This window comes from Pseudoalteromonas luteoviolacea NCIMB 1944, assembly GCF_001625565.1.
GTDB classification, from domain to species: Bacteria; Pseudomonadota; Gammaproteobacteria; order Enterobacterales; family Alteromonadaceae; genus Pseudoalteromonas; species Pseudoalteromonas luteoviolacea_F.
Genome location: NZ_AUXS01000016.1, coordinates 45890 through 72130 on the forward strand (window position 1 = coordinate 45890; position 26241 = coordinate 72130).

The following is a 26241-nucleotide window of genomic DNA, read 5'->3' on the forward strand; positions in this document are numbered from 1 at the left end:
ATCAAGGAACGAGCATGTATATTACCAATATCCCTAACAGCTACCAGCCATACTCGGGTGTTACTCGGACCCTGCTGGCTGCCACAACCTCTGATGATCACCACCGAGACTCAACTCAGCCCTTAGATCGCCAGTACGACTTTACCAACATGACCTTAAAGGAGCAGTCTAAAGCCGCGAATGTTCTCTACCAAAAGGGTTTCTGAACATGGGTGAAATGGCATTTTTAACCGGAAGATACGGCCTTATTGAGCATGATGGGCAATTAGGCGGCACGACCTTGCATGATGCCAACACCCGCTCTTATAACGTGATCGCGGCAATGCACGCAGACTTGTCCACTCTTAAGTCACAACACGGCGCACATTCCGATGTGGTTAGCAACCACCAAGCACTTCTCCAAAAACTTGAGAGCTATCAATCCGGCATTAACACTAGCGCCTAACCAGTTAATTGCTGTCTCCGTAGGCAAGTTATTACTTTATCGACTTGCCCATAAATTATTTTCATTACTTTCATATATGTAGCTCAATACATAGCAGATAAAAGCAATCGTATTTATTGCAAAAATAGCCCCAATTACAGCGTTTAGTTTATTTATCTAAATCACCTTTATGTTTATTTTTTACACAAAAAGGCTTGACCTCTGACCACTCTGAACTAGCATCTTGTTACTCAACTGTAAATATTGGAGCAAATACATGAAAAAAATAGCACTGACTATCCTACTCGGTATTATGTCACTCTTTGCACATATGGCGCATAGCAATGACAAGCTTGAATACCCGGTTGTATTGGTACATGGCCTGTTTGGTTTTGATAATTTATTGGGGGTAGATTATTTTTATCGCGTGCCTTCTGTCATTGAACAAGAAGGCGGCACCGTCTATGTCGCAGAGGTTTCGTCCGCTCATAACTCAGAACTAAGGGGTGAGCAGCTACTCGAACAAATAGCACTTGTTAGAGCACTTACTGGAAAAGATAAAGTCAATTTAATTGGTCACAGTCAAGGGGCGCAAACCATTCGATACGCCGCTTCTGTCAAACCACAATGGGTTGCATCTGTCACCAGTATTGGGGGTGTAAACTGGGGGAGCCGCTTTGCTGATGTGGTGCGAAATGGTGTAGATAGAGACTCTTTTTCTGAGCGGTTTTTGGCGTCTTTAGCAAACGCGCTTGCTGGCCTAATCGACTTACTTTCAGGAAAAGCCACCGCCCCTAAAGATGCATTGCAAGCCCTTGACGCACTGACCACCGAGGGCACACTCGTGTTTAATCAAAAGTATCCTGAAGGCGTACCAGCTACCTATTGTGGCCAAGGCCGGATGCGAGATGACAACGGTGTGTATTATTTCTCATGGAGTGGTAACAAAGCGTGGACCAACGTATTTGATCCAGCCGATAGTCCTCTGGCTTTAATTTCTCAGGTATTTGATGAGGCCAATGATGGACTCGTTTCAGCCTGCTCTAGTAACTTGGGCTATGTCATCGGTAATCAATTCAAAATGAATCACTTGGATCAGGTAAATCAAACCATTGGTATACACCACTTATTTGAAACAGATCCCCTTACTCTGTACCGACAACACGTTCGCCGTCTGAAAGGGTTAAATTTATGACGCGTACACACCTTTTCATCCTCAGTTGTGCAAGTGTTGGTGGGGTTTTACTGTACTTAACTTTAGATACTGTCAAGCCGATACCATCTTATCATTTTGCGATAGAGCAAATCGGCACGACGTCCAAGCCTGCTAAGTATGAGGTGGCACACACGCCACCTCCCCCATCCGCGCCCTGTGGCGCGGTCAGCAAAGCACATAAGCATTTATTAGATGATTGGATTTTAGCACTACAAAGCCAGCAGCAACTTGACAACTGGCGACAATCGCTAAAAGCGCTACCTCACTGCCTGCAAGACATTGCGCATAGTTACATGCTATACAAACAAGCGCTTGCCCATGTCGACGAGAACCTGACGATTGCAGAGCGCTTTGATGTGTTGAGCTCGTTGCAAACCCAGTATTTCCCCCAACCCGTAGCCACAGCTTGGTTTAGTGAGGAAAATAACTGGCACGCTCATGCCTTGACGCGATGGCATATCCTGTCAGACAAATCTCTGAGCAAAAATGATCGCGACGCTCTGCTTAGTGCGCACATTAGTCAGCTACCTCAAAAACAACGACACACTATTGAAGCTGCTCAAGCCTTTTTGCAATTGCGACAGCACTGGCAATCGATGGACTACAACGACTTTAGTGCAAGCTTTGGCAATGACGCAGCGCAGCGACTTGTGCAAGCTCAGCAAGACCAAAAAAAATGGCAGCTGCGAGTCGACAATTACATACTCAAATATAAATCAATCAAAGAAACGACACCTGTGGCATTGCAATCACAAAGATTAGATACACTTAAACAGTCGCTATTTAATGTACATGAGCAAAAGAGGCTTAATGTCGTGATGGCAAAAGAGTCATTGTATTGACTTGTTATGGTCACGGGACAAAAAGTCAGCCTGACAGCGGTATTTTAGCTTGCGCTAAAATACCTTTGCATATTGTTGCTTTGGAGTAAGCTCAAACCCTTGCTTTAAACCAAGTCGCTTATATTTTGCCGTCATCTCTAGTTTTGTATGGACGCCATTACCGTACAAGGTATTGTGAAAAGACAGGCCCTGTGTATGGTCTATATTGATAAATTTCCCCATGACAACAATCTGATCTATGTCCGTGCCATCTCCATGATGTGAGGCCTGTGGAGACAACATTAGGCCGTCTATTTGCTTTATTTTATCCGCTTGTTGCATATAGACGCCACCAAGTGTTTTGGTAAAGATAGAGTCTTTAGCCTGCTTAAATTCGTTAAAAGACAAATGACCATTATTGTCTAAATCCGCTTCGGGAAAGTTTGATGATGCAAGGGAAATTACTAAGTATGCGCCTGTTTCATCAAAATTCAGAGTGCCATGATCTGCAACCATCAGATGCGCATTCGTTGGCATACTAAGTATAAAACAACCATACATAACGTATTTTTTTATCGTGTTAAACATACAAACCTCGTTATCTAATCACACTGAATCTTATAGCGCGCCTTTCACACAGCGTTGAAAGTAGGGGTAGCTATCAGTTGCATAGTAGTGGTAAATACCTTGCGGAAACTCGGGAGTCACGCCATAGCGGCCATTGCATTCATCAAGGTCCCCGCTGCCAGCGACATACTCCCAATCTTGCGCAAACGTGCCCAATGCATACACTGACGTTGAAGGTCTACTATTACTGACATTTTCAACCAATTGATAACTACCTGCCATAACCTTGAGCGCTGACTGTGCATTTTCAGCGTCGCTGTAACCGTAACGTGCATATATTGGAAAACCATCTGCCGCCCACCCTATCAACGTCATGGTTGAGTCAGAGCCGCCTCGAAGTGCAATAAACCCTTCGGGCATACCGTGATAGTGATAAGAGCCGTCAGGCTGTACATGGGCATTGTTATCATCTGTTCCAAAATCAAAACTCGTTTGACCCAAAGCTTCAATACTCCAACTGCCAGTATTACCAACTAGGGTGCAATTATCGCCCGAGTCATCGCATGACCCTGCTGTGTTGGCATCAATTTTAACCCCATTTAAAACGTAACCTGTTGCCCCTCTCGGTCCTCCTAAAGTTGAGCTGTTATCAGTTTTAGTCGGCGTTAGGGTGTAGCTAATCGAAACAGACGTTTCACTGATTGTATTGGGATTACCTGGATTAGGAAATGTGCCAGTTTGATGATCAGGGATCCCATTTGCAGTTAAAGTCCGCGCAGCACCTGTACAGCTCCAATCCGCATTGCTCGTCGCTTGTACAGAGGCTGAGTCATTAAATTCATTGTAAAAATAATCGCACAACACGCCATCTGTTGAATTAGCGACAGACGCTGTTCCATTATCCGTCTCCGCTGTATTTTGCGCAGTGCTTGAATCACTGTCGGATGTTGTGGTGTTACTACTGGCATTATTATTCGCAGTACTGGTGCTTGTTGCGGTGGTGGTGGTGCTTGCTGTATTTTGCGTCTGTGCTGTTACTTGGGTTTGTGTACTGTCACCATCACTTGAACTAGAACCACAACCAGACAACATCATCAAAGTAATACTGGCTGTGATCATTGAAATAGGTGTTATGCTCAAACTTTGCTTCATATCGCTTGCTCCCATAAAAATTAACAACTGACGCAACCGTTATGCACGGTACTATTGCTTTTTTTTCACTATAGGAGCGGATTGTGCAAACACTGTGCAACAAGTAAATAATTTTATATTTAACGAAAAAGTGAAAGGTTATTCGCTCAATTATCTCAACACACTTGCCTGTTCTTTAAGAAAGTTAGCCATGGGAATAAACAGCGGCTTAGGTAATTCATCAAGGCTAAACCAGCGCCATTGTTTACATTTATTTGGTTCAAGTACTTTTGCATCACCATCACGACACTCGGCCATTACAAATATCGTAATGTAATGCTTACTCTCGCTGATAAAAATATCATTGGTAAAACCGACTTCTTTTACACCTGTAACGCAGAGCCCTGTTTCTTCAAGGACCTCTCTTTTGGCACAGCACTCGATGCGTTCCCCAAACTCTAAGTGCCCCCCAGGCGTTGCCCAAGTATTAGCACCATGCGCACCAATGCGCTCACCAAGCAAAATTTTGTCACCTCTTTTTATGATGACGCCAACACCAACACGTACTGCTTTACTCATGGAAGTTCCTTTCAACAGAATGAATCAGCACGGGATTTTATACTTCAAACAAGGATAAACAAGACAAATTTAGTTATCACGACATTGTCAATTGACCCAACCGCCTATAAAAACACATCTCGATTGGGTACACAGTGATTAACCTAGAGAGTTAAATAACAAACATATCCATAAACCGATTAACTGGTGTCTTTAACAGCTTTTCTTTATCTTCAAATAAATCAATAATTTGCTCGCAGCGGTATTTAGGGAAACGTGTCGCTAAGTTATGTTCAAACTTCGCTTTTAATACCGGATCACCTTCACTGCGACGGCGGCGATGTCCAATGGGGTATTCTACTTCTACTTTTTCTGTGCTGCTGTCATCGTTGAAGAAAACCTGAATCGCATTGGCAATCGAACGCTTCTGTGGATCGTGATATTCCTCGCTGTAGCGCTTATTTTCAATGATAGTCATCTTGCTTCTCAGCTCGTCAATTTCTGGATGCGCTAGATGGAATTGGTCTTCATAGTGTTCTGCGTTTAATGTGCCAAATAGAAGTGGCACCGCTACCATGTATTGCAAACAGTGGTCCCTATCGGCAGGGTTTGCCAATTCCCCCTCTTTTGAAATGATGCGGATCGCTGATTCATGGGTTGTGATCTCAATACGTTTTATATCACTCAGTCTATGTTTTATTTGATCATGTAAGGTTACGGCTGCTTCACAAGCCGTTTGAGAATGAAACTCAGCAGGGAAACTGAGTTTAAAGAGAATGTTTTCCATTACATAAGTGCCGTATTCCCTTTGAAAACTAAACTTTCTTTGTGCTGCAGGTTTCAAAGCTAGATCTTTATTGGTTTGGCTAAATGATACGTCGTAAAACCCCCATTGTGGCGCAGTCAATACGCCCGGTATGCCCATCTCACCTCTCATTGACATGTCAGCTAGTCTCACACCACGAGATGTTGCATCCCCGGCCGCCCATGACTTGCGAGAACCGGCGTTAGGTGCGTGACGGTACGTTCGCAGCGCAGATCCATCCACCCATGCCTGTGAAATCGCAGCCATGATCTGCTCTTTATCACCGCCCATCATATGAGTAACCACTGCGGTAGTTGCAACACGCACCAATAACACGTGGCACAGCCCAACGCGGTTAAAGCTGTTTTCTAATGCCAATACGCCTTGAATTTCGTGTGCTTTTATCATTGCAGTAACAATATCTTCGAGTGTTAAAGGCTCACCTCCAGATACGGCTTGCTGTTGAGCAATGTGATCCGCCACCGCCAAAATTCCACCTAAGTTATCCGATGGATGACCCCACTCAGCAGCAAGCCAAGTATCATTAAAATCCAACCATCGAATGATACACCCAATGTCCCAAGCCGCCTTTACAGGGTCCATGGCAAATTGTGTACCCGGTACACGAGCGCCAAAAGGCACCACAGTGCCTGTCACAAGGGGGCCTAAATGCTTGCTACATTCAGGAAAACCTAGCGCTAGTAATCCACATCCCAAAGTATCCATTAAACAGTTAATTGCTGTATCAAGCGCTTCTTGAGATTCAACTCTATAATTAATCACATAGTCGGCAATACCTTGAATTTCCTGATCGTAATTTGGGCGATTTGCTAAATCGACATTCGCACTCATAGTGCCACTCCTGTAGTTTCGCTGTTAGATGATTTTTATGAGAGGAAGTCATGTATTGCATAACTCATCCTCGAAAAGATAGCTGGGGCCGTTTTTAATTTAATTAGGATATTAACCACAACACTTTGCAAATGATATTTATTTTCATTATCATTTGCAACTATAGGTTTTACGGCAATAAATGAAATGCCATCACTTTATTTCACTAAGCGAAAGGATAAAAATGTCAGCTCATTTACTAACTTTGGTTTCATCCACAGACACAAATTCACCTGCCATGGAATACAATCGACTAATCGATCGTGCGCAGTCAGCCTACTTGTTTGGTCATCAAGAAAAAGCAGCAAACTGCTATACGGATGCGTTTAAAATCAGCCTTAAAATATTAAAACAACCAAACGCTAACAAGGTTTCGATAAACCGAATGGTCGAAATTTGTAATTTTTGTTTTGATTACTGCCCGATTTTTGAGGACACAGAGGAGTACTTCTTTTTGGAAGAAGCTGCCTATGTACTAAGTCAAATTGTACAAAGTCAAAAATCGCTAAAGGTAAGAAAAAAAGCGCTTGAAGGGTATAAAAATATTGCCTGTTTAGCGTGTGAACTGGTGCGTTTTAATCAAAGTATTCGCTGCCAAATTATCATTGACCAATATGTTCAAATTGAGTCCAAACTCGCGCGCTATTTGTCACACTAAATATTCGCATGAAGTAGACCTAGGCTGTGTCACGCATCGACACAGCACCAGTAGCTACATTTAATTGAAATTGGTTGTATAGGCACCTAAGTATGTTTGATGATTACCTACTTTTTTGCTTAGACGACACTCGAACGCATATGCTGTTCCTACATTACTGCTAATGCTATTGATGGGGCTTGCAGAAACAGACTGTAGCAAATATCCAGGGTAACTTGATAAGGTAAAATCTTTTACCAATACAGTTGGCTTGGTGTTGTAATGTGACCACTGACGGCGGATCAAACTACAATACACTGTACGGTGCGGTTGATGCCAAATATCTATTCCTTGAAACTTTAAGCCGACTTGACTACGGATCGGGCATCGAATCGTTAGCTCACCCGTTGCTGATAAATTTGTCACACCCGCTTCTTCAAATGCAATTTCTCCTGTGACACTGACTTGTTTGCACTCCAAAGGGTCCATTACTGTGCGCACTTGTGCACCAGCTGCAAAAGACAATAATAATCCTGATAGTAGTAATGTATATTTCATGATGTTTCCTTCATTTGAACCTTTACAAGAAACACAATATTACACATTTATTACAACTTGTTAATGTTTATTTCAAATAAAATAAGCATTACTCATATTGCCCGGCTATGAATGCTTGCCAGTGAATTCTTCGTTATTTTTCAAAAAAGGAAAGCTGCACCTACTTTCCTTACGTTGAATAAAAAGCGGAACATTAAAAAGCATTTTAAAACCTGCTATCAAAGTCTATCCAAATTTACTCAACAACAAACATAGATTCTTAGTGCTCTGTGATGCACTGCATATTGACTCTTGCGCTCGAATATCACCACAACTGGGAAAAACCGCCATTGCTGCATTTGCTTTAGCAGCCTATATGGTTTTTTAGACAATTTAAGAACCAGCCCTCGCCAGTATCACGGCTTTATTTTCAACGACGCCTTGGTCTTGGCATTGTTTAAATACCGCCACGGTCTTCGGCTTTTGGAGTTTAAAGTGGTGTACAGCGATGACACTGCCAGGGCCCATACCGGTGTGCCCAGCGGTGTCCAAATTTGCATCCTGATTACACATAAGGCCCAGCCCCACAGCGGGGCTTGTCCATGGTCGCTCGCCAACATCTACATTTAATTTGTAGAGTTTTTGCATTTCAATTAGGGCATTCTGACTGACTAAATTACCATTCATCAAATAGTGTAAAAACAGCGCAGCATCTTCTAGGTTACCGGCCAATAAACCGTGATAGCACCAATTAGGGTCGTAGTCTTTGGGGCCTACTTGCAGCGCATTGAAAGCAGCGAGATCTTCGACCAAAGAAACGCTGGTCAAGCTAAGCTCTTTAACTAAAAAAGCAGTTATGATGTCTGACAACGTCATATCGTAGATACGTTCAACCTCAAGACGCAGCAACAGGTAACCCACATTTGAATAACACCAGCCACAACCAGGTTCAAAGCGCAAATCATCAACCTTGACTTTGTTCATCAGAGTGTCAACAGACCACGAAGGTTTGTTTTCTGCGACGGCTTGGTGATATTCACTTAAAAAACTGTAATCATTCAGACCTGAAGTATGTTGTAGCAATTGCCGATAGGTAAAGGGCTTTTCAGGCAGTTTCGAATCTAAATTTAATTTACCATTATCACAAAGCCGCATGGCGATAGTTGCAAGTACCGTTTTGGTAAAGCTCCACCATGGAACCGGGCGATGTGCATGTATGCTTATACTACCCAACTCATCAACCACACTGTATATCATTAATTGCTCCCATTAAAATCGATGTTTGCTACATAACAAGACTCTTTGTGGACAGTTAAATTAAGAGAGTTAGATTCACTTTTGTGCAAGGATAGATCTTTTTCGTGCCAAGTTAATCGCAAAATTTTAATGCAAACTCGCAATGATATTAAAAACTTAGCATGTACATGAATTTATCTCACGAATACTTTTATTGCCCTGTTGAGAATGTTAGTTTATTCATCTCTTTAAAGTTATAACTCAATCTTTTAGGGCTTGCTAACATGGTTCAAAATCACAAGTTAAGTAAAATATTGGTTGTTTGTATGGGTAACATTTGCCGCTCCCCGACAATGGAAGCCGTTTTAAAAGCCAAAGCTCAAGACAATAATCTAACTTTAAACATTGATTCCGCAGGAACGATTAACTACCACGAGGGAAACACACCAGACAAAAGGAGTGTCAAAGCGGGTCAAAAGCGCGGTTATAGCTTCTCAGGTATATATTCGAGGCAAGTTTGCCAAAACGATTTTGCTTCCTTTGACCTTATTTTATGCGCCGACAAGCATAACATGGCCGATTTACGTGCCACTTGCCCAACCGAATACCATCATAAATTACATCTGTTCTTAGACTATGCAAACTTAACTGAGCAAGAAGTTCCTGATCCATATTATGGTGAAGGAGATGGGTTTGAGTTGGTGCTTGACCTTATTGAGCAGGCCAGTGACAACATCATTAAGCGTCTATTAACACTATAATAGGTACACATTACCTTACAGATCTAAGCGCAATAGCACTAGACGACAATTTTTGAATTACCCATAATAAAAACACATTAGTAATAAGCCAAAGCTTAAGGAAAAGAGATGAAAGAACTCGCCATCGCCTTAGTCGGGGATTTTGACAATACAGTACCCGCTCACCAAGGGATCCCACCTTCCATAGATCTCGCAGCAGAAGATCTAAAAATAAAAGTAACGGCTACTTGGTTGAGCACGGATAAAGTCAAAGACACTGATCTGTCACTATTTGATGGTATTTGGTGTGTACCAAAAACCCCTTATGCAGACCCGGAGGGCGCCTTAACAGCCATTCGATTTGCTCGAGAAAATTTACTTCCATTTCTTGGTACTTGTGGTGGCTTTCAGCATGTTGTTGTTGAATATGCACGAAACGTGATTGGCTGGTCGGATGCCGCGCATGGGGAGTCTTCTCCAAACGCTAATAGACAGGTCATTTCAGAGCTCAGTTGTGCATTGATAGAAACAACTGAAACCATTAATTTATTTCCAAAGAGCCAGCTTGCTCGTATTTACGATGCCCAGTCTATTCAAGAAGGTTATCGCTGCCGTTACGGACTAAATACCCATTTTCGAGAGGCACTTCTAGCAGGCCCTTTGGTCGCAGCCGCAGATGACGATACAACAGAAGTGCGCGCCGTAGAGCTAACGATTCACCCATTTTTTATCGCGACGCTATTTCAACCAGAGCGAGCAGCGTTGAGTGGAAAACGCTCACCACTTATCAACGCATTTATAAATGCCTGTGCGCAAAATCAAGGTTTATCCAGTAAGTAACAAGATGCACTTGCCTTTTAGCACGTGATTCGGTAAAAAGCCTGCACATTATCTGGAGGTGTGACTTGTCTGACTTTGACACTGAAAACGTATATGAGCAAATTGCCAATGATTTGCGTGCGACTGGCTTAAGCATTATAGAAAACGCTATTGACCCAAACATTATTCAAGCACTCAATGAACGAATTGCGAGTTTAGAAGCGGATACATTTCAAACCGCAGGCATTGGTCGACAAAGTGACCATGAAAAAAACGCAGAGATCCGCCGCGATAAAATCCGCTGGCTTGACAAAAACAGTCACCAAGAAGCGGGTTATCTAAATGCCATGGACGATTTAAAAGACTACTTAAATCGTCGCTTATTCATGGGCTTGTTTAGCTATGAAAGCCACTTCGCACATTATGAGGCTGGTGCTTTTTATAAAAAACACTTAGATGCATTTAAAGGCAAAGCGAACCGAGTATTGACCACTGTCTTTTATCTCAATGATGAGTGGCAACCCCAAGATGGTGGCGAACTGGTTATCTTTGACGCTGAAAATCATGAAAAAGAGCATTGCCGTGTATTGCCTAAAAAAGGCACGCTGGTAACTTTTTTAAGTGACGAGTTTCCTCATGAAGTGCTCGCGGCGAATAAATCCCGCTATTCTATTGCTGGTTGGTTTCGGATCAACGCAAGTACTGCGGGTCATGTTGATCCACCAAGATAATCAATTAGATGCGGTAGTGCTCACTATCGCATCGCCCTCCCCTTATTCTCGAAAGCTACACCTAATTACAATAATTAACTTTCAAATTATTTGTGATAGCTATATCGTGGCAAAAAAATGAAAGGAAAATACTATGCGATTACCACTTCTTTGTGTTTTGCTTGTGATTTTTTTAGCTGGCTGTGTCTTTGTTTCTAAAGAAGTTCACTATTACGATGAACAGTGCAATGTCACGAAACGAAAGTATGTATTAACGAGCGAGCAAGTCGCATCGCTCGGAGCATGTTCTGGACAAGCATGCGCACTGGCAATGGCTGGTGCAGGTATTGTTTCAGCAGCCAGTTTAGTTGTGTCGGGTACCATAGTATTAAGCAAAAATACCTTGTCTTGGCTTGAGCAAAGTGAAGGGTGTACAACCCCACAAACAGAGACTAACACAAACAATACATAGTAAATAAAAAGCCCGCTATAAAGCGGGCTTTTTATTATACATTTTCACATTTAAAACTTTGCACTTGCTCACCGCGTAAGTTAAACACACTTACTTGATATGTTAAACCGGGGTTGTCCATATCTACCTTGTAGCGCCAAGCCTTGGTGGTTTTACCTCTGAAGATAGTAAAACCATCCTCTTCTAGTTTGCCTTTATTAAACACTTCCCAACGAATTATTGCAGCTGCCCGTTTACCTGTGTCGACTCCATCTAGATCGACAAATGCTTCAAGATAGCACTGTTTTGGTTCGTTCGGGATGTAGTGCGCTTGATCTATAGGAACGAGTTTGTCTCGCCAGCTATAACCAATGTGGCGGCTCCATACATAGGTTCCCATGCCTCTAACCTTGAGGGTAAAGTCTAACGTATCAATGTGGTACTTTTGCACTATGAGGTCCATCAAAGACGCTTTAATGTCTGATGGTGTATCTTCACTGACGATCAGCCTAGCCAATGTGCTCATAGCCGGTGATTCAAACTTCTTAAGAAAGTCGACTGGGTATGTCAAACACCGCTGTGCTTGTTTCTCGTTTAGAGGAGTTTGGCAATATAACATGAGACGCAATAAACTTTCTTCTTGATGTTCGCTAATCTCGGTAATTGAAGCCAATACTTCATGTGCTTTAACGGTATCTTTTTCAATGCCCGTGCCATGGAAATATAGTTTGGCTAGGGCCACCTTTGCATCTCTATGCCCTTTTAGAGCAGCTCGTTCATAGTAGCCTTTGGCTTTAATAAAGTCTTTAACACGCCCAAGCCCTTGTTGATGAAACTTGCCAAGGTTGTACAACGCATCCGTATTGTCATACTGAGCAGCACGCTCATTAAACTTAACCGCCAAATTATAGTTTGGTGCTAAAATAACATCTTCATTGTCGTAAAGCGCAGCGAGTTCCAAAGACTCGTTCGCAAGTAGTGCTTTTTCAATATCAGAACTAGGCTTCAATGGCTCTAATTTAAGTACTCTTTCCAAAAAATCAATTACTGAAAGAGATTCCTGTCTTTGACGATACCAGCTCGACTGGCCATGCCCCACATGCTTAAAGAATAGCGTTTCAACCTCTTTATTGTGGATTTCTAATACTTGCTTGAGTCTATGGCTATGCTCGAAATGCGCAATGTAGTCTCTACGGCCTGCTATCAATAATATAGGTACGTTCAATTGTTCGGCAAGGTATACAGGTGATGGTTTTTCCTGAGCGTCTGCTTTTGCTCCTACTGCGCCTTCTATTCTTTTGATCATCTCTTCTTTTCCATGAAAGTTTGAGCTCGAGAATAAATAGGGAATATCATAGATACCATAAGCCGCAACAACACAATCAAAGCGCTCAGGTTCATGGATTGCCAACATGACCGATGAATAACCACCATAGCTACTTCCCATAGCGCATGTTTTAGTAAAGCTAAAACGTTCATTTACTTTGTCTAATACAGTTAAGATATCCGCTTCAATATCTCCACCCAAGGCCCCGATCCCTAAGTTTTGGAAAGCTTTTCCGTAGCCGGCAGATCCTCTAAAGTTCACTCTGAGTACAGTAAACCCTCGATTAGCAAGCAGTTGGATCTCTGGTCTGTAAACATTACTGTCTTGTACTCCTACTGGACCTCCATGAGGCATAACAATTAATACCTTGCGATCATTGACTCTCGGGGTGGTCAACAACCCTTCTAAACGAATACCATCTTTCGTGGTAGCCTCGATAAGTTGTGTCCTTGCAAGCTCGTATTCTTCTAAGTTTTCATAAGCTGAAATTAAACGAGTAAGTACATCAGAGCCGCTATCAAAGTGATACCAACTACCTGCATGAGTGGGAGAACTGGCAAATAGCAAATGGTTTTCACCACTTCTATCAATCGCAAGCGTCGTTAATGACAAGCCTTCTAATTCTTTAGAGAGACGACTTTTAAAAACTGCTTTTTGTTTATTTAAATACTCGTGATGTGGTTTACCATGGCGTAAGTAAGAGACGCTGACGACCTCGCCATTTTCGATGTCTGCACCTATGACGTCATATTTGTCGTTGCCATATATTAAATCGCCAATTTTATTCTCTACTAAAGAATAAGCATACACAGATACTTTATCGCTATCTTTATTACTCAATACCACCATATTTTTACTGTCTAAAAACCCTATTGGTAGAAAGTAATTTTTCTGATCGGCTTGAGCGGTCAGTAAAAGGGACCAATTCGGATCGTCAAGTGCTCTTGACGAGACCAATAGCTCAGTGTCTTTTTCTTTGAAACCAATCAGCTGTTGAATGCTTGATTCATAAAATAATTGATTGTGTCCATAACTCGTACTGAATAAATTTCGTACTTTGGGTTTTACTTGTGAAAATAAACTCTCAATTTCAACCAGTGAAATTTGATACTTTTGGCGCTTCTTTCTCTCAGAAATAAGTATATGTTTACCATTACTTGGAAACCCGCGAACCACAGACCATTTGCGGTCTAATCTGATTTCTTTAAAGCCATCTTGTGTTCTTTTAGCTAAAAATGTGTGGTTTGCTTTTTTCCCCGTAACTTCAAAGAGCAATACATCATCACTCACCCAATATTTATCGAGAAGCGCGTTGGAAACGTGAATATTTTTAATCGGCTTTGCAGTGCGATCTTTAACATTGTAATTAATTATTAGGTAACTATTCTTGCCTCTTTGGATATAGGTAACATTGTCACCATCGGGCGATAAGCTAAATCGTCCGTACTCCGCAACTGTGAGCAACTTTTGTGAATCAATTAAATGGGCTTGAACAAACAGCGGCAGTACTAACAGCCAAAGCACTAAAACAATACGTTGCTTCATAGTTTTTTACCACTCCATAGCTTGAGATAATCGTCCTCTCCCGGCCCACCATAAACTATTGTTTTATTTGATAAGATATTTGGAAATTGCGCTTTTACAAACTCTAACGCCAAAGAGGAGTTATTGATTAACTCCATGTTATATCGCAGTGCGCGTGCGAACCGTTTTGTCCTAAGTTCAATATCTCCACCATAATTAATTTCCCCTTCATTAATGGTAAAAGTCCAATACTCAGGGTCATCGACGTAAGCTCGATAATATTGGTTGAATTCTATTCGACTTAGTTTGTATTTGCCAGCTTGTAAAGCCAATAAGATATAGCTGCTTCCAGCAGTCAGATCTTGGCGGGTAATCCTAATATTTTGAGGACCTTCAATGTCGATAGACTTGAGCGTCATATTGCTATCAACACCTAGTAAGATATAACCCGTATTTTTATTTATCAGTACATCTTTATCATCTTTAATTGACTCGACATTGGTAGCACAACCACTGATAAACAAGAATACAAGCAACAGAAAGTACTTCATCAACTTAATCCTGTTAATTATAAAAAATATAAAACCGTAAACAATTATAAATTTTTATGCTCGCGAATTATAGTTTTATTCTTAGAGGTTTTTAATTGATAGTAAGTATTAACTATAGAGCTCTTTATAGCTTTAAAATAGTCGCGATAATAATCGGTGCAACGTGCATTAGCAACCAAGTGGCAATACAACCTCAACCATTAACCCTCCCTCAGCTCTGTTGCTGATGCTGATATGACCATTGTGAGCGTCTATAATCTCTCGGCACAGAGCGAGCCCTAACCCTGAACCGCTTGCCTTGGTTGAATAAAATGGTACCAGTGCATTGGTGAGTACAGCTTCTGTCATACCCGGCCCACTATCAGACACACGGAATTTCACGCCCTTTGGAATGGCGACAATATCCAGCTCGATTGAACCCGGCTGCGATCCAGATTCATGGGCGTTTTTTAGTAAGTTAATGAGCAATTGTTCCAATTGTCCACGATCGGCATGTACGACACTCACTTCACAAGAAACAGTACAAGGCCATTGCATTTGCATTGCGTCTAGTAAAGGGAGCAACTCAACTTGTTTAATCTGCGGGACTGGTAACTTAGCAAATGTGCCATAGCCTTGAATAAACTCACATAAGTGTTCAATTCGTTCATCAATCGTACTAAATACTCTATTTAAACGCGATTCATCTAGCTTATTGGCAATGATTTTACCGCTATGCAACATAGATGAAATAGGCCCCAATGAATTATTCAGTTCATGGCTAATCACTCGAATGACCTTTTTCCAAACAGCCACCTCTTGCCTATTTAGCTCTCTGGTTAACTGCTTAAAAACATACAAGCTATGAGGTTGGTTATTCAGTATCAGTTTACCAACGGCACTATGCCATATCTGCTCCTCACTGTGCGGTGACTTCACACTCACCAAACCATCGGTGAGCTGCGTGATAGCATGCATTATTTCTTTGGGGGCACCATGTGCTAAATCTGCCACCTTACTACCTTCTAGAGGGGACGAGCTACCCAGTAAACGCTGAGCACTTGGATTTGCAAATACCACAATCTCTTGATCATTTACCAGCAACAATGCTTGTGGTGCACTTTGCAACATCTTGTCGAGCATCATTTCCCGTTGATAAAGCCACTGTTTTTCTGTTCTAAGTTGTTGTGCCGTTTCATTGTATAGCCGGCATAAATCACCAAAGTCATCGTTTGATTGGTAGGCAAGTTGGTTTGAAAAGTCACCATCTTTGAAATTAAGCAACCCAATTTGAAGTGCATCAAGGGATTGTAAAAAAGGCTTTAGCAATTGTTTTAAGACCACACAAGCCAATATCCAAGCGCCTAGGGTGGTACAAAGCCATACCGGCCAAGACACCATAAACGCCACAGGCAAACAGGCAACTGCCATACTAATGCCTATGGTCAATCCTGCTCTATGGATCAGTTTACGGTGGGTTTGCTCCATTAATATTCAATCCCATATTTTTGCAAGCGTCGGTACAAGGCTTGGCGACTCATGCCAAATTGCCTCGCAACTTTGGCTATAACACCTTCACATTGCCGCATGGCTTGCTGAAGCTCTTGCTTCGACGGCTCATGGCCTTGCACCGGTGGCGTTGATTTTGCAATAGTTGATGTTAGCCCAAAATCAGCAGTATCCAGTTCACCTGTTGGCTTGAGCACCCCAGCTCTTTTACACGCATTTTCAAGCTCTCTAACATTGCCAGGCCAGGTATGAGCACGTAGTGACTTTTCTGCACTAAAGGTCAACTCTCGAGTCGGCAAAAAGTGGTGCACCAATGGTAAGATATCATCGACTCTTTGATTTAGGTTGGGTAGTTTTATCTCAATAACATTCAGTCGATAGTATAAATCTTCTCTAAAGCGACCAGCGGCAATGTCATTTAAAAGATCTGCATTGGTGGCTGAAATCACCCTGACATTCACTTTGCGAGTTTCAACAGAACCAAGTCGTTCGAATTCTCCGGTTTGCAATACACGCAGCAGCTTCATTTGACCAGACAATGGTAAATTACCTATTTCATCCAAAAAGAGTGTGCCACCATCAGCGGCTTCAAACCGGCCAATTCGCTGTTTATTCGCACCGGTATACGCCCCAGCTTCCGCGCCAAACAGCTCTGCTTCAATTAAATTGTCAGGTAGTGCACCTGCATTAACTTTAATAAACGGTTTATTCGCGAGCCTAGAGTTGGCTTGGATAATCTCTGCTACTTTTTCTTTCCCGCTGCCATTTGCCCCCGTCACAAGCACTGCCACATCAGATTTGGCAACTTGCACAGCCATTTCAACAGCGCGCTGCATAGCCACACTTTTATATATCAGGCCACAAAGCTGAACGCCCTCATTGAACTGTACCCTTTCTTGCTCTTGCCGTTGCAATTGTTGGCTGTCTTCACTGGCCTTGCCAAGCGCAATCAAATTCGCCACGCTGACAAGTAACTTTTCGTCATCCCAAGGTTTGGCCAAATAATCTGCGGCCCCTGCTTTGACAAGAGAAATTGCCATTTCCAATTCAGTCCATGCGGTTAGCAAGATTATGGGCAAGCAAGGGTTAATCGATCGCAGGTTAAAAAACAGCGCCTTGCCCTCTTCACCTGAGGTTGTATCAGCAGAAAAGTTCATATCCTGAATAACCAAGTCAATACGTTGATAGCGCACAACTTGTTCGGCCTCAAAAGGAGTTGAAGCCTCGACAACTTGGTAATCATGTAGCTCAAATAGAAGAGATAACGACTGCAAAACAGCGGGGTTATCGTCAATAATCAGTATTTTATCCATGTGCGTTTTATAATTATGTTACACCCTTTCGAGTGTAACATAGTGTTGTTCCTAATTTTTAAATACTTCGCGTTGCCACACTTGGAGAAATATTTGCGGCACGCCGAGCAGGTGAATAGACGGCAATAAAGCTCATCAATAGCATCATCCCTGCCGTGATTAAGATTGCGCTTGTTTCAAGCGGTGGCACGCTATAATGCCCCATCAGCTCTCGCCCTAGTACCAGTGCTCCAACGCCTCCAATCACTACGCCCAAAGCGGTGACCATCAAGTTTTCTAACAAAAAGTACTTGAAAATGGCTGATTTTCTCGCCCCCAGCGCACGTCGAGTACCAATCTGTTTTGTTCGCTTACTGATATTAAAATGTGTAAGGCCAAAAATGCCTAACGCAGTAATAATTACTAAAAACACGACAATTGCGATTAACATGCGGATCATTAATGTGTCACCGGCATAGGTGTCCGCTTTCGATTTGTCCAACCCTTTGATATTCATAACGACTCGACCACGATCAAGATCTAGCAGTAAAGGCTCTATTTGTTTCATGACCTGTGCGCGTTTTTGTGGCGTCGTTTTAACGATAAACTTTTGGTAAGTTTGCGCTTCTTCAATGGGAAGAAATATCAAGCTATTTCCCATGTTTGAACGAGGCCATTGGCTTTTTAGGGTATCGATGATCCCGATTATTTTGAATGCATCGTCTCCATTATAAACTGTTTCATTTAACCCATTACCTTGTCCAAAAAGTTTGTCAGCGACTGCTCTACTTACAATACCAACAGATGGGTAATCGCCATTTCTACCATAAATCACATCACTTTGCGTAAAGTCTCTCCCCTCGTTAATGGTTAAACCCAGTGTGCTAATAATATGATGATTTGCTCGAATATACCCTGAGTCTGCATTTTTACCGCTATGCTCTTCGGGATCGGTGCTTAATGTTCTTGACCCGCCGCTGCGCGACAAAGGTATAGAGCTTACCGCCAGCACATCAATCACGCCATCCAGCGCTTTAAGTTGTCTGATGTCTTCTTTAAATTGTTTTGGTATGTCGGTATCTTTGTCATAAGTTAACAAGGTATAAGATATGATCCCTTGTTCATCATAGCCGGTGGTTTGGTTTATCTTTTCTGCTCTGTCTGCAACGATGGACATTGCATTGCTTACCAACGCCAAGGTAATGGCGATTTGCATGACCAGTAAAATAGCCCCGGTTTTTGATCGCGTTAAAGCGCTTAAAATAGGTTTGATTTCAGACATTTAAAGCACTCCTTTATTGTATTTTTAAGTGTGTGGCTGGTGATGTTTTACATACGACCCAGGCAGGGAAAAGACCTGCAATTAAACATGCCAAGATAGAAATCAAAGGCGAGATCAACAACATCTGCCAATCCATGGTCGCGATCAGTTCATAACCTGATTTAGACTCTCTGATCCCCGCTAAGCCCAACTGCGCTAAAACCACACCAACGACAGAGCCAAGTAGCCCCAAGATGGCCACCTCAACCAAGTGTTGATAAAATATCTGGCGCTTACTTGCCCCCAGCGCACGCCTTACACCAGCATCAGGGGCACGTTTTAGAAATTTCGCCAGCAGCATGCCTAATATGTTTGCAATGCACACAGCTAAAAACATAAAACTCAATCCAACCAATATTTTGTTGTCTGCACTGACGACGTGATTGTACTTTAACCACTGTGTTACAGGCTGCAAATTGTACGCTAACTCTTTGCGATTAAAGCGGCCTAGCTCTTGCTGTTCGCGCATATAATCCAGTAAAAACTGCCCATACTGCGCTTTTTCGGACGCTGAATTAAGTTCAACCCAAAACTGTAACCACACCGTTTCTGAATTTAAAAATTGCTCCCTAGAATTAATCTCTTCATTCTTCCAACCATTGGTATTTCCCCAACTTGAAACTTGATAAGCTTTGGCATGACTCAGCGGAATAAACACCTCTTCAGCAGGGTCAAAGGCGCTATTGTTTACGTCATAAAACTTCACTGCTGGGCGCCACTTTTTTGTAATGCCTACAACTTCATAGCGGCGGTCACCTAAATAAACGGATTCACCTAAAGCATTCTTTCGGCCAAATAGCTTTTGCGATAGCACTTCACTGATAACAACAACAGGTGCGGCTTGCTCACTTTGTGCTTCACTCCATACATTTCCATATAAGAAAGACATATCGAACATGTCGAAAAAATCTCTGCTTGTTACCCTCACGTCTTTAATAAAAGGCACACTGTCGGGCTTATCTAAATGTATCGCGGCCCCCGATTTGAACATCGCAACTTTCTTTTCCAGCGGTGAATTTTCTAGTAAATACATCGCATCCTTATAAGTTACCTGTTGTGGTAAGTTATCTGGTGTGCGCCAAGTTTGACCATCATCCATAATCTGTAACTGTAATGCATGAAGCTGTGCGCTTTTGTTCGGAATAGGATCCGCACTTTTCATGTGATAAACAGATAAAGTTGTCATCGTCACGCCAATGCCAATACCAATCGCGATGATCATCAATACGCTGATAAAGGGTGTTTGTCTGATATTTCGCCACGCTAAATCACAATAATGTAGCAACATATTAAACCCCCAATGGCGTTTGTGTGTTTTCACGTGTCCCTTGTACACCTTGGTATAAGGTAAAATCAGCAACTTGGCCGTCTACGATTTGAATGTTACGTGGCGTTCTTCTCGCAAGTTCTTGATCGTGCGTCACCATCACTATCGTTGTACCCGCCCTATTTAGTTCCTCCAACAATGTCATAACCTGCTTTGCCATTAAGCTATCTAGGTTTCCTGTCGGCTCATCAGCCAGTAAAAAGCGTGGTTCTCCAGCCAGCGCACGTGCGATGGCGACACGTTGTTGTTGGCCTCCAGACAATTGCTGTGGTAAATGACGCGCGCGCCCAGCTAACCCAACTTGTTCAAGACATTGCTCTATCCGTCTTTTTCGCTGTGCAGTTTTAATCCCGCGATAGCGCAGCGGCACTTCAATATTTTCAAATAGATTCAGGTCTGGAATTAGATTAAAACCTTGAAAAATAAACCCTATTTTTTGGTTTCTCAGGTCCGATCGCTGATTGTCATTAAGCTTCCCTACATCTACGCCATCGAGCATGTATTGACCAGATGAAAATGGTTCAAGTAACCCTGCAATATTTAAAAATGTGGTCTTTCCTGATCCTGAAGGCCCTGTTACAGCAATAAACTCTCCTTCATTGACGGTTAGATTGAACTCTCTCAGTGCTTGTGTTTGGACCATTTCGGTTTGATATAACTTACCGATATCTTGCATTTGTAACATCACATGTCTTCCTTATTTATTGTCTGATTAGCACTGAACTTGCATCGCTGAACGCATCATAGCCAGAGACGATGATTTCGTCACCCTCTTGAAGCCCTGCAATGATTTCAATGTCTTTTAAACTACTTGAACCGGTTTTGATATCTACACGCTGAGCCAAATTGTCACGCAAGCGATAAGCAACATATCCACCGGTATTTAAAAACGGGCCGCGCTTCACTTTCAGCACATTATGTTTGTTTTCTAGCTGAATACGGGCATGTACTCGTTGATTCTGGCGAATACCAGAAATGTCTTGATTGGAAAACTTTACTCGGGTAGTCACTTCACGATCGCTGACCTCTGGCGATATGGCGCTTAGTTGACCTTCGAACTCTTTTGCACCTATACGCATTAATACAGGCATAGATAAACCCAAGTCATTGGCATAACTTTCAGGGACTTGCAGCTCCACTTCATAGGCAGATAAATCAACCAAAGTCATCAAGGGTTGATTCTGGCTCACTGCCGATTTGTTTTGCACCAGTAAATTACCAACAATCCCATCCACTGACGCTCGCACTTGTAAATTGGTCACTCTGCGTTTGACTTCTTCAACCACAATAGCCTGACGCTCAACATTGCTTTTGACAGAGGCGAGTTCAAACTTCAGAGTATCACGACCAATCTCTGCCTCTTTTTGTGCATGCGTAAAGTTCAGTTTGGCTCGAGCAAACTCATCCTGTGCTTGTTCAAGATCTATTTGGCTAATTAAGCTTGTTTTAATCGAGATCTGAGCACGTCGATTCTCTCTTTCTGCTGCATCTAGAGTGACTCTGGCTAAATCTAATGACTTTTCAAGCGCCAAAGCCTGACGCCTTGATTCTAATTGCTGCCGTTGCCATTCGCTTTCTAAGCGCGACAATTCTGATTCTTGTTGCTTTAACTCACTGCTTAACTCGGGACTGTGTAACTGAGCAACGAGTTGCCCTTTATGTACACTGTCACCTGCATTGACATATAAGGTTGTCACACCAATTTCAGGGCTGTAAATGGTTGGCGCATGTGCTGCAACAATTTTGCCTTGAGCACCGACTTCACGTACCAAATTGCCAAATTCTACTTTAGCAATATCCAACTCTTCTCTCTCAATAGAATGCTGTGCATGTGGCGATAACTGCAACCACAACAACACCCCAAACAACGCCGCTGTCACACCGAGCATGAGTGCCCACTTACGCTTATATATTGGCCTCTTATTTAGAATGTGCTGATCCTGTCCACTGGTATCTTTAATCATCTCAATCACTCATTTATATCCTGATGCAATCAGATATACCAATACCATGCCAAAAATATCATATTGATTTATAAGCACTTTAATTTTTAGGAAGGGTAAAAAAGCGTCCGCGGACAGAAATTGTGTCCGCTGCGGACAGGTACTGTACTCGCTATAAAATCACTGATAAGGGTGCGCCATGGAGCAGAACACGATATAGTACTGAAGAGCACAAGAAGACAAGGAAACTCACTATGCGTACTGTATTAATTCTGCTTTTGGGCCTATTGAGCTTTTCAAGCTTCGCTATGCCGGAAAATATCATTCTCGTCAGACATGCCGAGAAACAAAAAGGCGTTGATCCTAGCCTGACACAACAGGGAATTAAACGCGCGCATTACATCGCGCAAATGATGCTCCCGTATGAGCCAACAAAACTATACTCAACCAACTACAATCGTACTAAAGCAACACTAGCACCACTTGCTGATCTGATAGATACACATATTTCAATGTATAACCCAGGGAAGCTCGAAGAGTTTGCACACATGCTGAAAAAACAAACTGGAACTATAGTCGTTGCAGGTCACAGCAATACAACACCCACTTTGGTTTCACTGCTAACTGGTCGAGATGTCAGCATAGCCGAAGACGAGTTTGACAAAGTTTTTGTGATCACATTTGAAGACGAAACCGGTAAATTAAAAATCCGCAGTTCAAATAGATAGATTTATTCAGCGGCTATAGCAGGTGTAATAATGTGTAATGTTTATAGCTGTTAATTCCCTTTATAGTGGACATTATCACTTTGTTGGAGCAGCTTCATTTATTAGGAGCTGCATTGTCATTTACCAAAATGGAGTACTTGATAGATGTCTTTCATAACCCCCCCAGGCTCATATAAATCGAGTTGCCGTAATATCCACTTTGAGGGGATCCCTGGCGAAGAAGATTGCTATATCATCGCATTATGTCAAAAAGAAGATGGCAGCTGGGTTGAAAGCAGACTCAAATATGACATTGCAAATATCAACGGGCAACTTGCTTGGGCGCCTGATAGGAAATAGAGCATTCCCTTTTAAAAAACATGCAATCATATGTCGATACAGTGGGCCTAGGCATGGGCCTTTTTTCCTTCTCAACTAGAGCTCAAAGCAACTCAAAAATCCGTTTTAACCCTGCCGTAATATTCTCTGTATTTTGACCTGCAAATCCAAGCCGTATGTGGGTATATGACGCCCTCGGCGAACCACAAAATGCACGCTCAGTAAGCGCATAGATACTCGCCTCATGCAATTTATTGGGCAAAAAAGCAATGTCGCGTTTCAGGTCGACCCAAAAAGCCATGCCGCCGTCTGGTTGTTTGAATTCAATGTCATATCCTTGGTTTTGAAACTGAGTCAACTGCGATGCCATTAAATCACAGCGTTGTTGGTATAACTTAGTCATGCGTCGCAAATGACGCTCAAAACACCCCGTTGCCATCCAATCAGCAATGGCCAATTGCAACAATACATCATTTTTATGGTTTATCAGCTGTTTTAATCTTATCAATTGCTGCAAAACCACAGGCGCCGCTGTGACATACCCCAAACGTGCACCTGCAAACATGATCTTAGAAAAAGTAGACAGGTAGATCACTATTTGAGCCGGATCATTTGCCGCGATGGGTTGTAACGGTGGGCAACGATAATGAAACTCATGATCGTAGTCATCTTCGACAATAAACACCCCATGCTGTGCACACAACTTGTAAATCGCCAATCGGCGGGCAACCGACATGGTGATCGTGGTCGGGTACTGGTGTAAAGGCGTTAAGTACACTAAACGTATATCAGCACCTGAAAGACATTCAGCCAGTGAATCAACACACAACCCTTGTTCATCTTGCGCAATATCATGAATGACACCACCAGATGCAAGAAATGCTTGGCGTGCTGGGGGGTAACCTAGCGCTTCCATCGCCACGCCTTGCCCTGGCGATAAGAACGCCTGGCCGACCAAAAACAAAGCCTCTTGAGAACCGTTACAAACTAATACATCTTCACAACTCAGTCCGCGCCCTTTTCTTAAATACGCTTTTAACTGCTCCCTAAGTGCTGGCTCTCCCGCGGTATTTTGGTAATGAAATGCTGCTGCATTACTGCTTCGACAGATCCGGTTCATACTGCGTCTAAATTCGTCAAATGGAAAATGCTTCACATCGGGTAACCCACCAGCAAAATTGTATTGATAGTCACTTAACTGAGTTGATTTTACCGCAGCTAATGGGGCAGAAAATTGAGGCAATACTGGTTGATACAGCTCGTTTTTTAGTTCAACTTGTGCACTTTCCACCACAGGCAATTGCTGATTAACCTTGTAACCCTTTCGAAGCTCTGAGATCAGCCATCCTTCGGCGACCAGATTTTGCAAGGCCACCATGATGGTGTGTCGATTAAGACCAAATAGTTGCCCCAATGTGCGTGCTGATGGGAGCTTTTCACCAGGTTTTAATTGACCACTTTGAATCGCTTCTCGCACTTGTTGAGCCATCTGAACATGTTTAGCGGTTTTAACATGCTCTTCGAGTGGACGACCTGTAAACATAATAATTTTGATAACTATGACAATAGCCATAGCGTATAAAAAACACACCTCACTGACAAGCTGGTATAGCAATTTATTTAAAACTGGTTGTTTTAACCTTACCAGTTTCAAGTAGGCTGGAATTTATCGCATCAAGCATGCTTTTCGTCATCATAAAAAGGAATCACCATGTTAAAAGCAATGACATTATCGACCAATAAAGTAAGGCTAGAGCCACTTTCCCAAGCACACCTGGGCCAATTGCAACAGGTAGGCCAAGCAGAAGAGCTTTGGCGCTGGGTACCCAGTCGTTATTGCCAATCCCAAGAAGTCTTGCAAACTTGGTTTGAGCAAACAGCACAGTTTGATCCTCAAGAACAGGTTGTGTTTGCAATTATTGATGCACAGACCAATCAAGTTGCAGGCAATACTCGAATTTTCAGGTTAGATACACACAATTTACAAGCAGAAATTGGCCATACTTTTATTGGTCTAGACTGGCAGCGCAGCCATATTAATACTCATGCAAAATACCTGTTACTTCAGCATGCTTTTGAAACTCTTGGCTTGGTTCGCATTGAATTTCAGACCCATGAGCAAAATCACAAGTCTCGCAGTGCCATTGCTAGATTGGGTGCTCATTTTGAGGGTATTCACCTCAAAAATAGAAAGCTACCAGATGGCAGTTTTAGAAACACAGCCCGTTTTAGTATCATCGATGATATGTGGCCCGATATTAAACAACGATTGGGATCTTGGTTATGAATTATCCTGTCAAAACCTATGTGGAAAGTGACAATAAAGCATTATTTGATGTCATTGAGCGCTTTCCATTGGCTACGATGTTCTGTACAGGTAGTGATACAACACCTTCGCATATATGCCACTTGCCAGTGAGTCTATGCAGAGATACCCTGACTATTTTTGGTCATGCAACACGTGAAAACCCCATAAAACACTTTATTTCGTCATCGGTAGAGGCTGTCTTTCGCGGCCCAGATACTTATCTATCACCCAAACAGGTTGAAGGTATAAAGTTACCCACTTGGGATTATGTAACAGTGCACTGTACAGGCATGTTGGAATCAATTGATGACTATGAACAGCAATTGCTCACCATGCAGCATATTTTGAATGCCTTTGAAAACGACAATGATCCGTGGCAGTTAAGTTCAGTACCAGAAAAACAGTTAAAGGCAATGTGTAACGCGCTCATATTTTTCAAAGTAAAACTCGATACCTTAACCGGGAATTTCAAACTTAGCCAAAATAAAGGCGCTGAAACACGGGCTGAAATTGCCAATCTGTTGTGCAACACCAACCCGCAAATGAGTCGCTACTACGACTAAATAAAACG

28 protein-coding genes are annotated in these 26241 nt (G+C 42.4%); 13 read left to right on the top strand and 15 right to left on the bottom strand.

Features of this window, described 5'->3' with window-relative positions; translation table 11 throughout:
- Positions 1 to 14: 14 nt before the first annotated feature.
- The 4 genes from N483_RS05150 to N483_RS05165 all read left to right on the top strand — a co-directional run bounded on the left by N483_RS05150 (position 15) and on the right by N483_RS05165 (position 2482).
- Positions 15 to 206, top strand: coding sequence for a hypothetical protein (locus N483_RS05150; RefSeq protein WP_023402130.1), 192 nt, complete (start codon positions 15 to 17; stop codon positions 204 to 206).
- Positions 207 to 208: 2 nt separating this feature from the next.
- On the top strand, positions 209 to 445 hold the full coding sequence (locus N483_RS05155; protein ID WP_023402129.1) for a hypothetical protein: 237 nt from the start codon (positions 209 to 211) through the stop codon (positions 443 to 445).
- Positions 446 to 701: 256 nt separating this feature from the next.
- On the top strand, positions 702 to 1619 hold the full coding sequence (locus tag N483_RS05160; RefSeq protein WP_023402128.1) for an esterase/lipase family protein: 918 nt from the start codon (positions 702 to 704) through the stop codon (positions 1617 to 1619).
- Entirely contained in the window at positions 1616 to 2482 is an 867-nt protein-coding gene (locus N483_RS05165) for a lipase chaperone (RefSeq protein WP_023402127.1), read from the top strand. Before N483_RS05160 ends, N483_RS05165 begins: the two co-directional genes overlap by 4 nt.
- 54 nt (positions 2483 to 2536) lie before the next feature.
- On the opposite strand, the gene N483_RS05170 is transcribed toward N483_RS05165, so the two are convergent.
- The 4 genes from N483_RS05170 to N483_RS05185 all read right to left on the bottom strand — a co-directional run bounded on the left by N483_RS05170 (position 2537) and on the right by N483_RS05185 (position 6374).
- Positions 2537 to 3049, bottom strand: a complete 513-nt coding sequence (locus tag N483_RS05170) for a hypothetical protein (RefSeq protein ID WP_023402126.1) — start codon at positions 3047 to 3049, stop codon at positions 2537 to 2539.
- 30 nt (positions 3050 to 3079) lie between these two features.
- A complete protein-coding gene (locus tag N483_RS05175) occupies positions 3080 to 4180 on the bottom strand; it encodes a YHYH protein (protein ID WP_023402125.1) in 1101 nt (366 codons plus the stop codon).
- A gap of 150 nt (positions 4181 to 4330) precedes the next feature.
- Positions 4331 to 4738: a nucleotide triphosphate diphosphatase NUDT15 gene (locus tag N483_RS05180; RefSeq protein WP_023402124.1), complete on the bottom strand. Its 408-nt coding sequence runs from the start codon at positions 4736 to 4738 to the stop codon at positions 4331 to 4333.
- 151 nt (positions 4739 to 4889) lie between these two features.
- A complete protein-coding gene (locus tag N483_RS05185; protein ID WP_023402123.1) occupies positions 4890 to 6374 on the bottom strand; it encodes a bifunctional 2-methylcitrate dehydratase/aconitate hydratase in 1485 nt (494 codons plus the stop codon).
- A gap of 223 nt (positions 6375 to 6597) precedes the next feature.
- Here N483_RS05185 and N483_RS05190 point away from each other — a divergent pair, with 223 nt between their 5' ends.
- The gene (locus tag N483_RS05190) at positions 6598 to 7071 is read left to right on the top strand and encodes a hypothetical protein (protein ID WP_023402122.1); all 474 of its coding nucleotides are present in this window, start codon (positions 6598 to 6600) and stop codon (positions 7069 to 7071) included.
- A gap of 60 nt (positions 7072 to 7131) precedes the next feature.
- Here N483_RS05190 and N483_RS05195 read toward each other — a convergent pair whose 3' ends face one another.
- On the bottom strand, positions 7132 to 7608 hold the full coding sequence (locus N483_RS05195) for a hypothetical protein (RefSeq protein WP_023402121.1): 477 nt from the start codon (positions 7606 to 7608) through the stop codon (positions 7132 to 7134).
- Positions 7609 to 7980: 372 nt separating this feature from the next.
- The gene (locus tag N483_RS05200) at positions 7981 to 8844 is read right to left on the bottom strand and encodes a serine hydrolase domain-containing protein (RefSeq protein ID WP_023402120.1); all 864 of its coding nucleotides are present in this window, start codon (positions 8842 to 8844) and stop codon (positions 7981 to 7983) included.
- A 263-nt stretch (positions 8845 to 9107) separates the two neighbouring features.
- On the opposite strand from N483_RS05200, the gene N483_RS05205 reads away from it, so the two are divergent.
- The 4 genes from N483_RS05205 (at position 9108) to N483_RS05220 (ending at position 11564) form a co-directional block, all read left to right on the top strand.
- Complete coding sequence (locus N483_RS05205) at positions 9108 to 9584, top strand: low molecular weight protein-tyrosine-phosphatase (protein WP_023402119.1); 477 nt, start codon at positions 9108 to 9110, stop codon at positions 9582 to 9584.
- Between the two features lie 108 nt (positions 9585 to 9692).
- Complete coding sequence (locus tag N483_RS05210) at positions 9693 to 10403, top strand: CTP synthase (protein ID WP_023402118.1); 711 nt, start codon at positions 9693 to 9695, stop codon at positions 10401 to 10403.
- 65 nt (positions 10404 to 10468) lie between these two features.
- A complete protein-coding gene (locus N483_RS05215; RefSeq protein WP_023402117.1) occupies positions 10469 to 11113 on the top strand; it encodes a 2OG-Fe(II) oxygenase in 645 nt (214 codons plus the stop codon).
- Between the two features lie 133 nt (positions 11114 to 11246).
- Positions 11247 to 11564: a hypothetical protein gene (locus N483_RS05220; RefSeq protein ID WP_023402116.1), complete on the top strand. Its 318-nt coding sequence runs from the start codon at positions 11247 to 11249 to the stop codon at positions 11562 to 11564.
- Positions 11565 to 11598: 34 nt separating this feature from the next.
- Here the strand turns inward: N483_RS05220 and N483_RS05225 are convergent, their stop codons facing one another.
- The 8 genes from N483_RS05225 to N483_RS05260 all read right to left on the bottom strand — a co-directional run bounded on the left by N483_RS05225 (position 11599) and on the right by N483_RS05260 (position 22337).
- Entirely contained in the window at positions 11599 to 14415 is a 2817-nt protein-coding gene (locus tag N483_RS05225; RefSeq protein WP_023402115.1) for an alpha/beta fold hydrolase, read from the bottom strand.
- A complete protein-coding gene (locus N483_RS05230; RefSeq protein WP_023402114.1) occupies positions 14412 to 14945 on the bottom strand; it encodes a hypothetical protein in 534 nt (177 codons plus the stop codon). Before N483_RS05230 ends, N483_RS05225 begins: the two co-directional genes overlap by 4 nt.
- 168 nt (positions 14946 to 15113) lie before the next feature.
- The gene (locus tag N483_RS05235; protein WP_023402113.1) at positions 15114 to 16412 is read right to left on the bottom strand and encodes a sensor histidine kinase; all 1299 of its coding nucleotides are present in this window, start codon (positions 16410 to 16412) and stop codon (positions 15114 to 15116) included.
- The gene (locus N483_RS05240) at positions 16412 to 17746 is read right to left on the bottom strand and encodes a sigma-54-dependent transcriptional regulator (protein WP_023402112.1); all 1335 of its coding nucleotides are present in this window, start codon (positions 17744 to 17746) and stop codon (positions 16412 to 16414) included. Before N483_RS05240 ends, N483_RS05235 begins: the two co-directional genes overlap by 1 nt.
- Positions 17747 to 17804: 58 nt before the next feature.
- Positions 17805 to 19007, bottom strand: coding sequence for an ABC transporter permease (locus tag N483_RS05245; protein WP_023402111.1), 1203 nt, complete (start codon positions 19005 to 19007; stop codon positions 17805 to 17807).
- 13 nt (positions 19008 to 19020) lie between these two features.
- Entirely contained in the window at positions 19021 to 20334 is a 1314-nt protein-coding gene (locus tag N483_RS05250) for an ABC transporter permease (RefSeq protein WP_023402110.1), read from the bottom strand.
- Between the two features lies 1 nt (position 20335).
- The gene (locus N483_RS05255) at positions 20336 to 21058 is read right to left on the bottom strand and encodes an ABC transporter ATP-binding protein (protein WP_023402109.1); all 723 of its coding nucleotides are present in this window, start codon (positions 21056 to 21058) and stop codon (positions 20336 to 20338) included.
- A 16-nt stretch (positions 21059 to 21074) separates the two neighbouring features.
- Positions 21075 to 22337, bottom strand: a complete 1263-nt coding sequence (locus tag N483_RS05260) for an efflux RND transporter periplasmic adaptor subunit (RefSeq protein ID WP_023402108.1) — start codon at positions 22335 to 22337, stop codon at positions 21075 to 21077.
- A 233-nt stretch (positions 22338 to 22570) separates the two neighbouring features.
- Here N483_RS05260 and N483_RS05265 point away from each other — a divergent pair, with 233 nt between their 5' ends.
- Complete coding sequence (locus tag N483_RS05265) at positions 22571 to 23044, top strand: SixA phosphatase family protein (protein ID WP_023402107.1); 474 nt, start codon at positions 22571 to 22573, stop codon at positions 23042 to 23044.
- 144 nt (positions 23045 to 23188) lie between these two features.
- Positions 23189 to 23383 (top strand): CVNH domain-containing protein, encoded by a 195-nt coding sequence (locus N483_RS05270; RefSeq protein WP_023402106.1) that lies wholly within the window; start codon positions 23189 to 23191, stop codon positions 23381 to 23383.
- 82 nt (positions 23384 to 23465) lie between these two features.
- On the opposite strand, the gene N483_RS05275 is transcribed toward N483_RS05270, so the two are convergent.
- The gene (locus N483_RS05275; protein WP_036977405.1) at positions 23466 to 24905 is read right to left on the bottom strand and encodes a PLP-dependent aminotransferase family protein; all 1440 of its coding nucleotides are present in this window, start codon (positions 24903 to 24905) and stop codon (positions 23466 to 23468) included.
- A 168-nt stretch (positions 24906 to 25073) separates the two neighbouring features.
- On the opposite strand from N483_RS05275, the gene N483_RS05280 reads away from it, so the two are divergent.
- Positions 25074 to 25649, top strand: coding sequence for a GNAT family N-acetyltransferase (locus N483_RS05280; protein ID WP_023402104.1), 576 nt, complete (start codon positions 25074 to 25076; stop codon positions 25647 to 25649).
- The gene (locus N483_RS05285) at positions 25646 to 26233 is read left to right on the top strand and encodes an FMN-binding negative transcriptional regulator (protein WP_023402103.1); all 588 of its coding nucleotides are present in this window, start codon (positions 25646 to 25648) and stop codon (positions 26231 to 26233) included. The genes N483_RS05280 and N483_RS05285 overlap by 4 nt, the downstream gene beginning before the upstream one ends.
- Positions 26234 to 26241 lie beyond the last annotated feature (8 nt).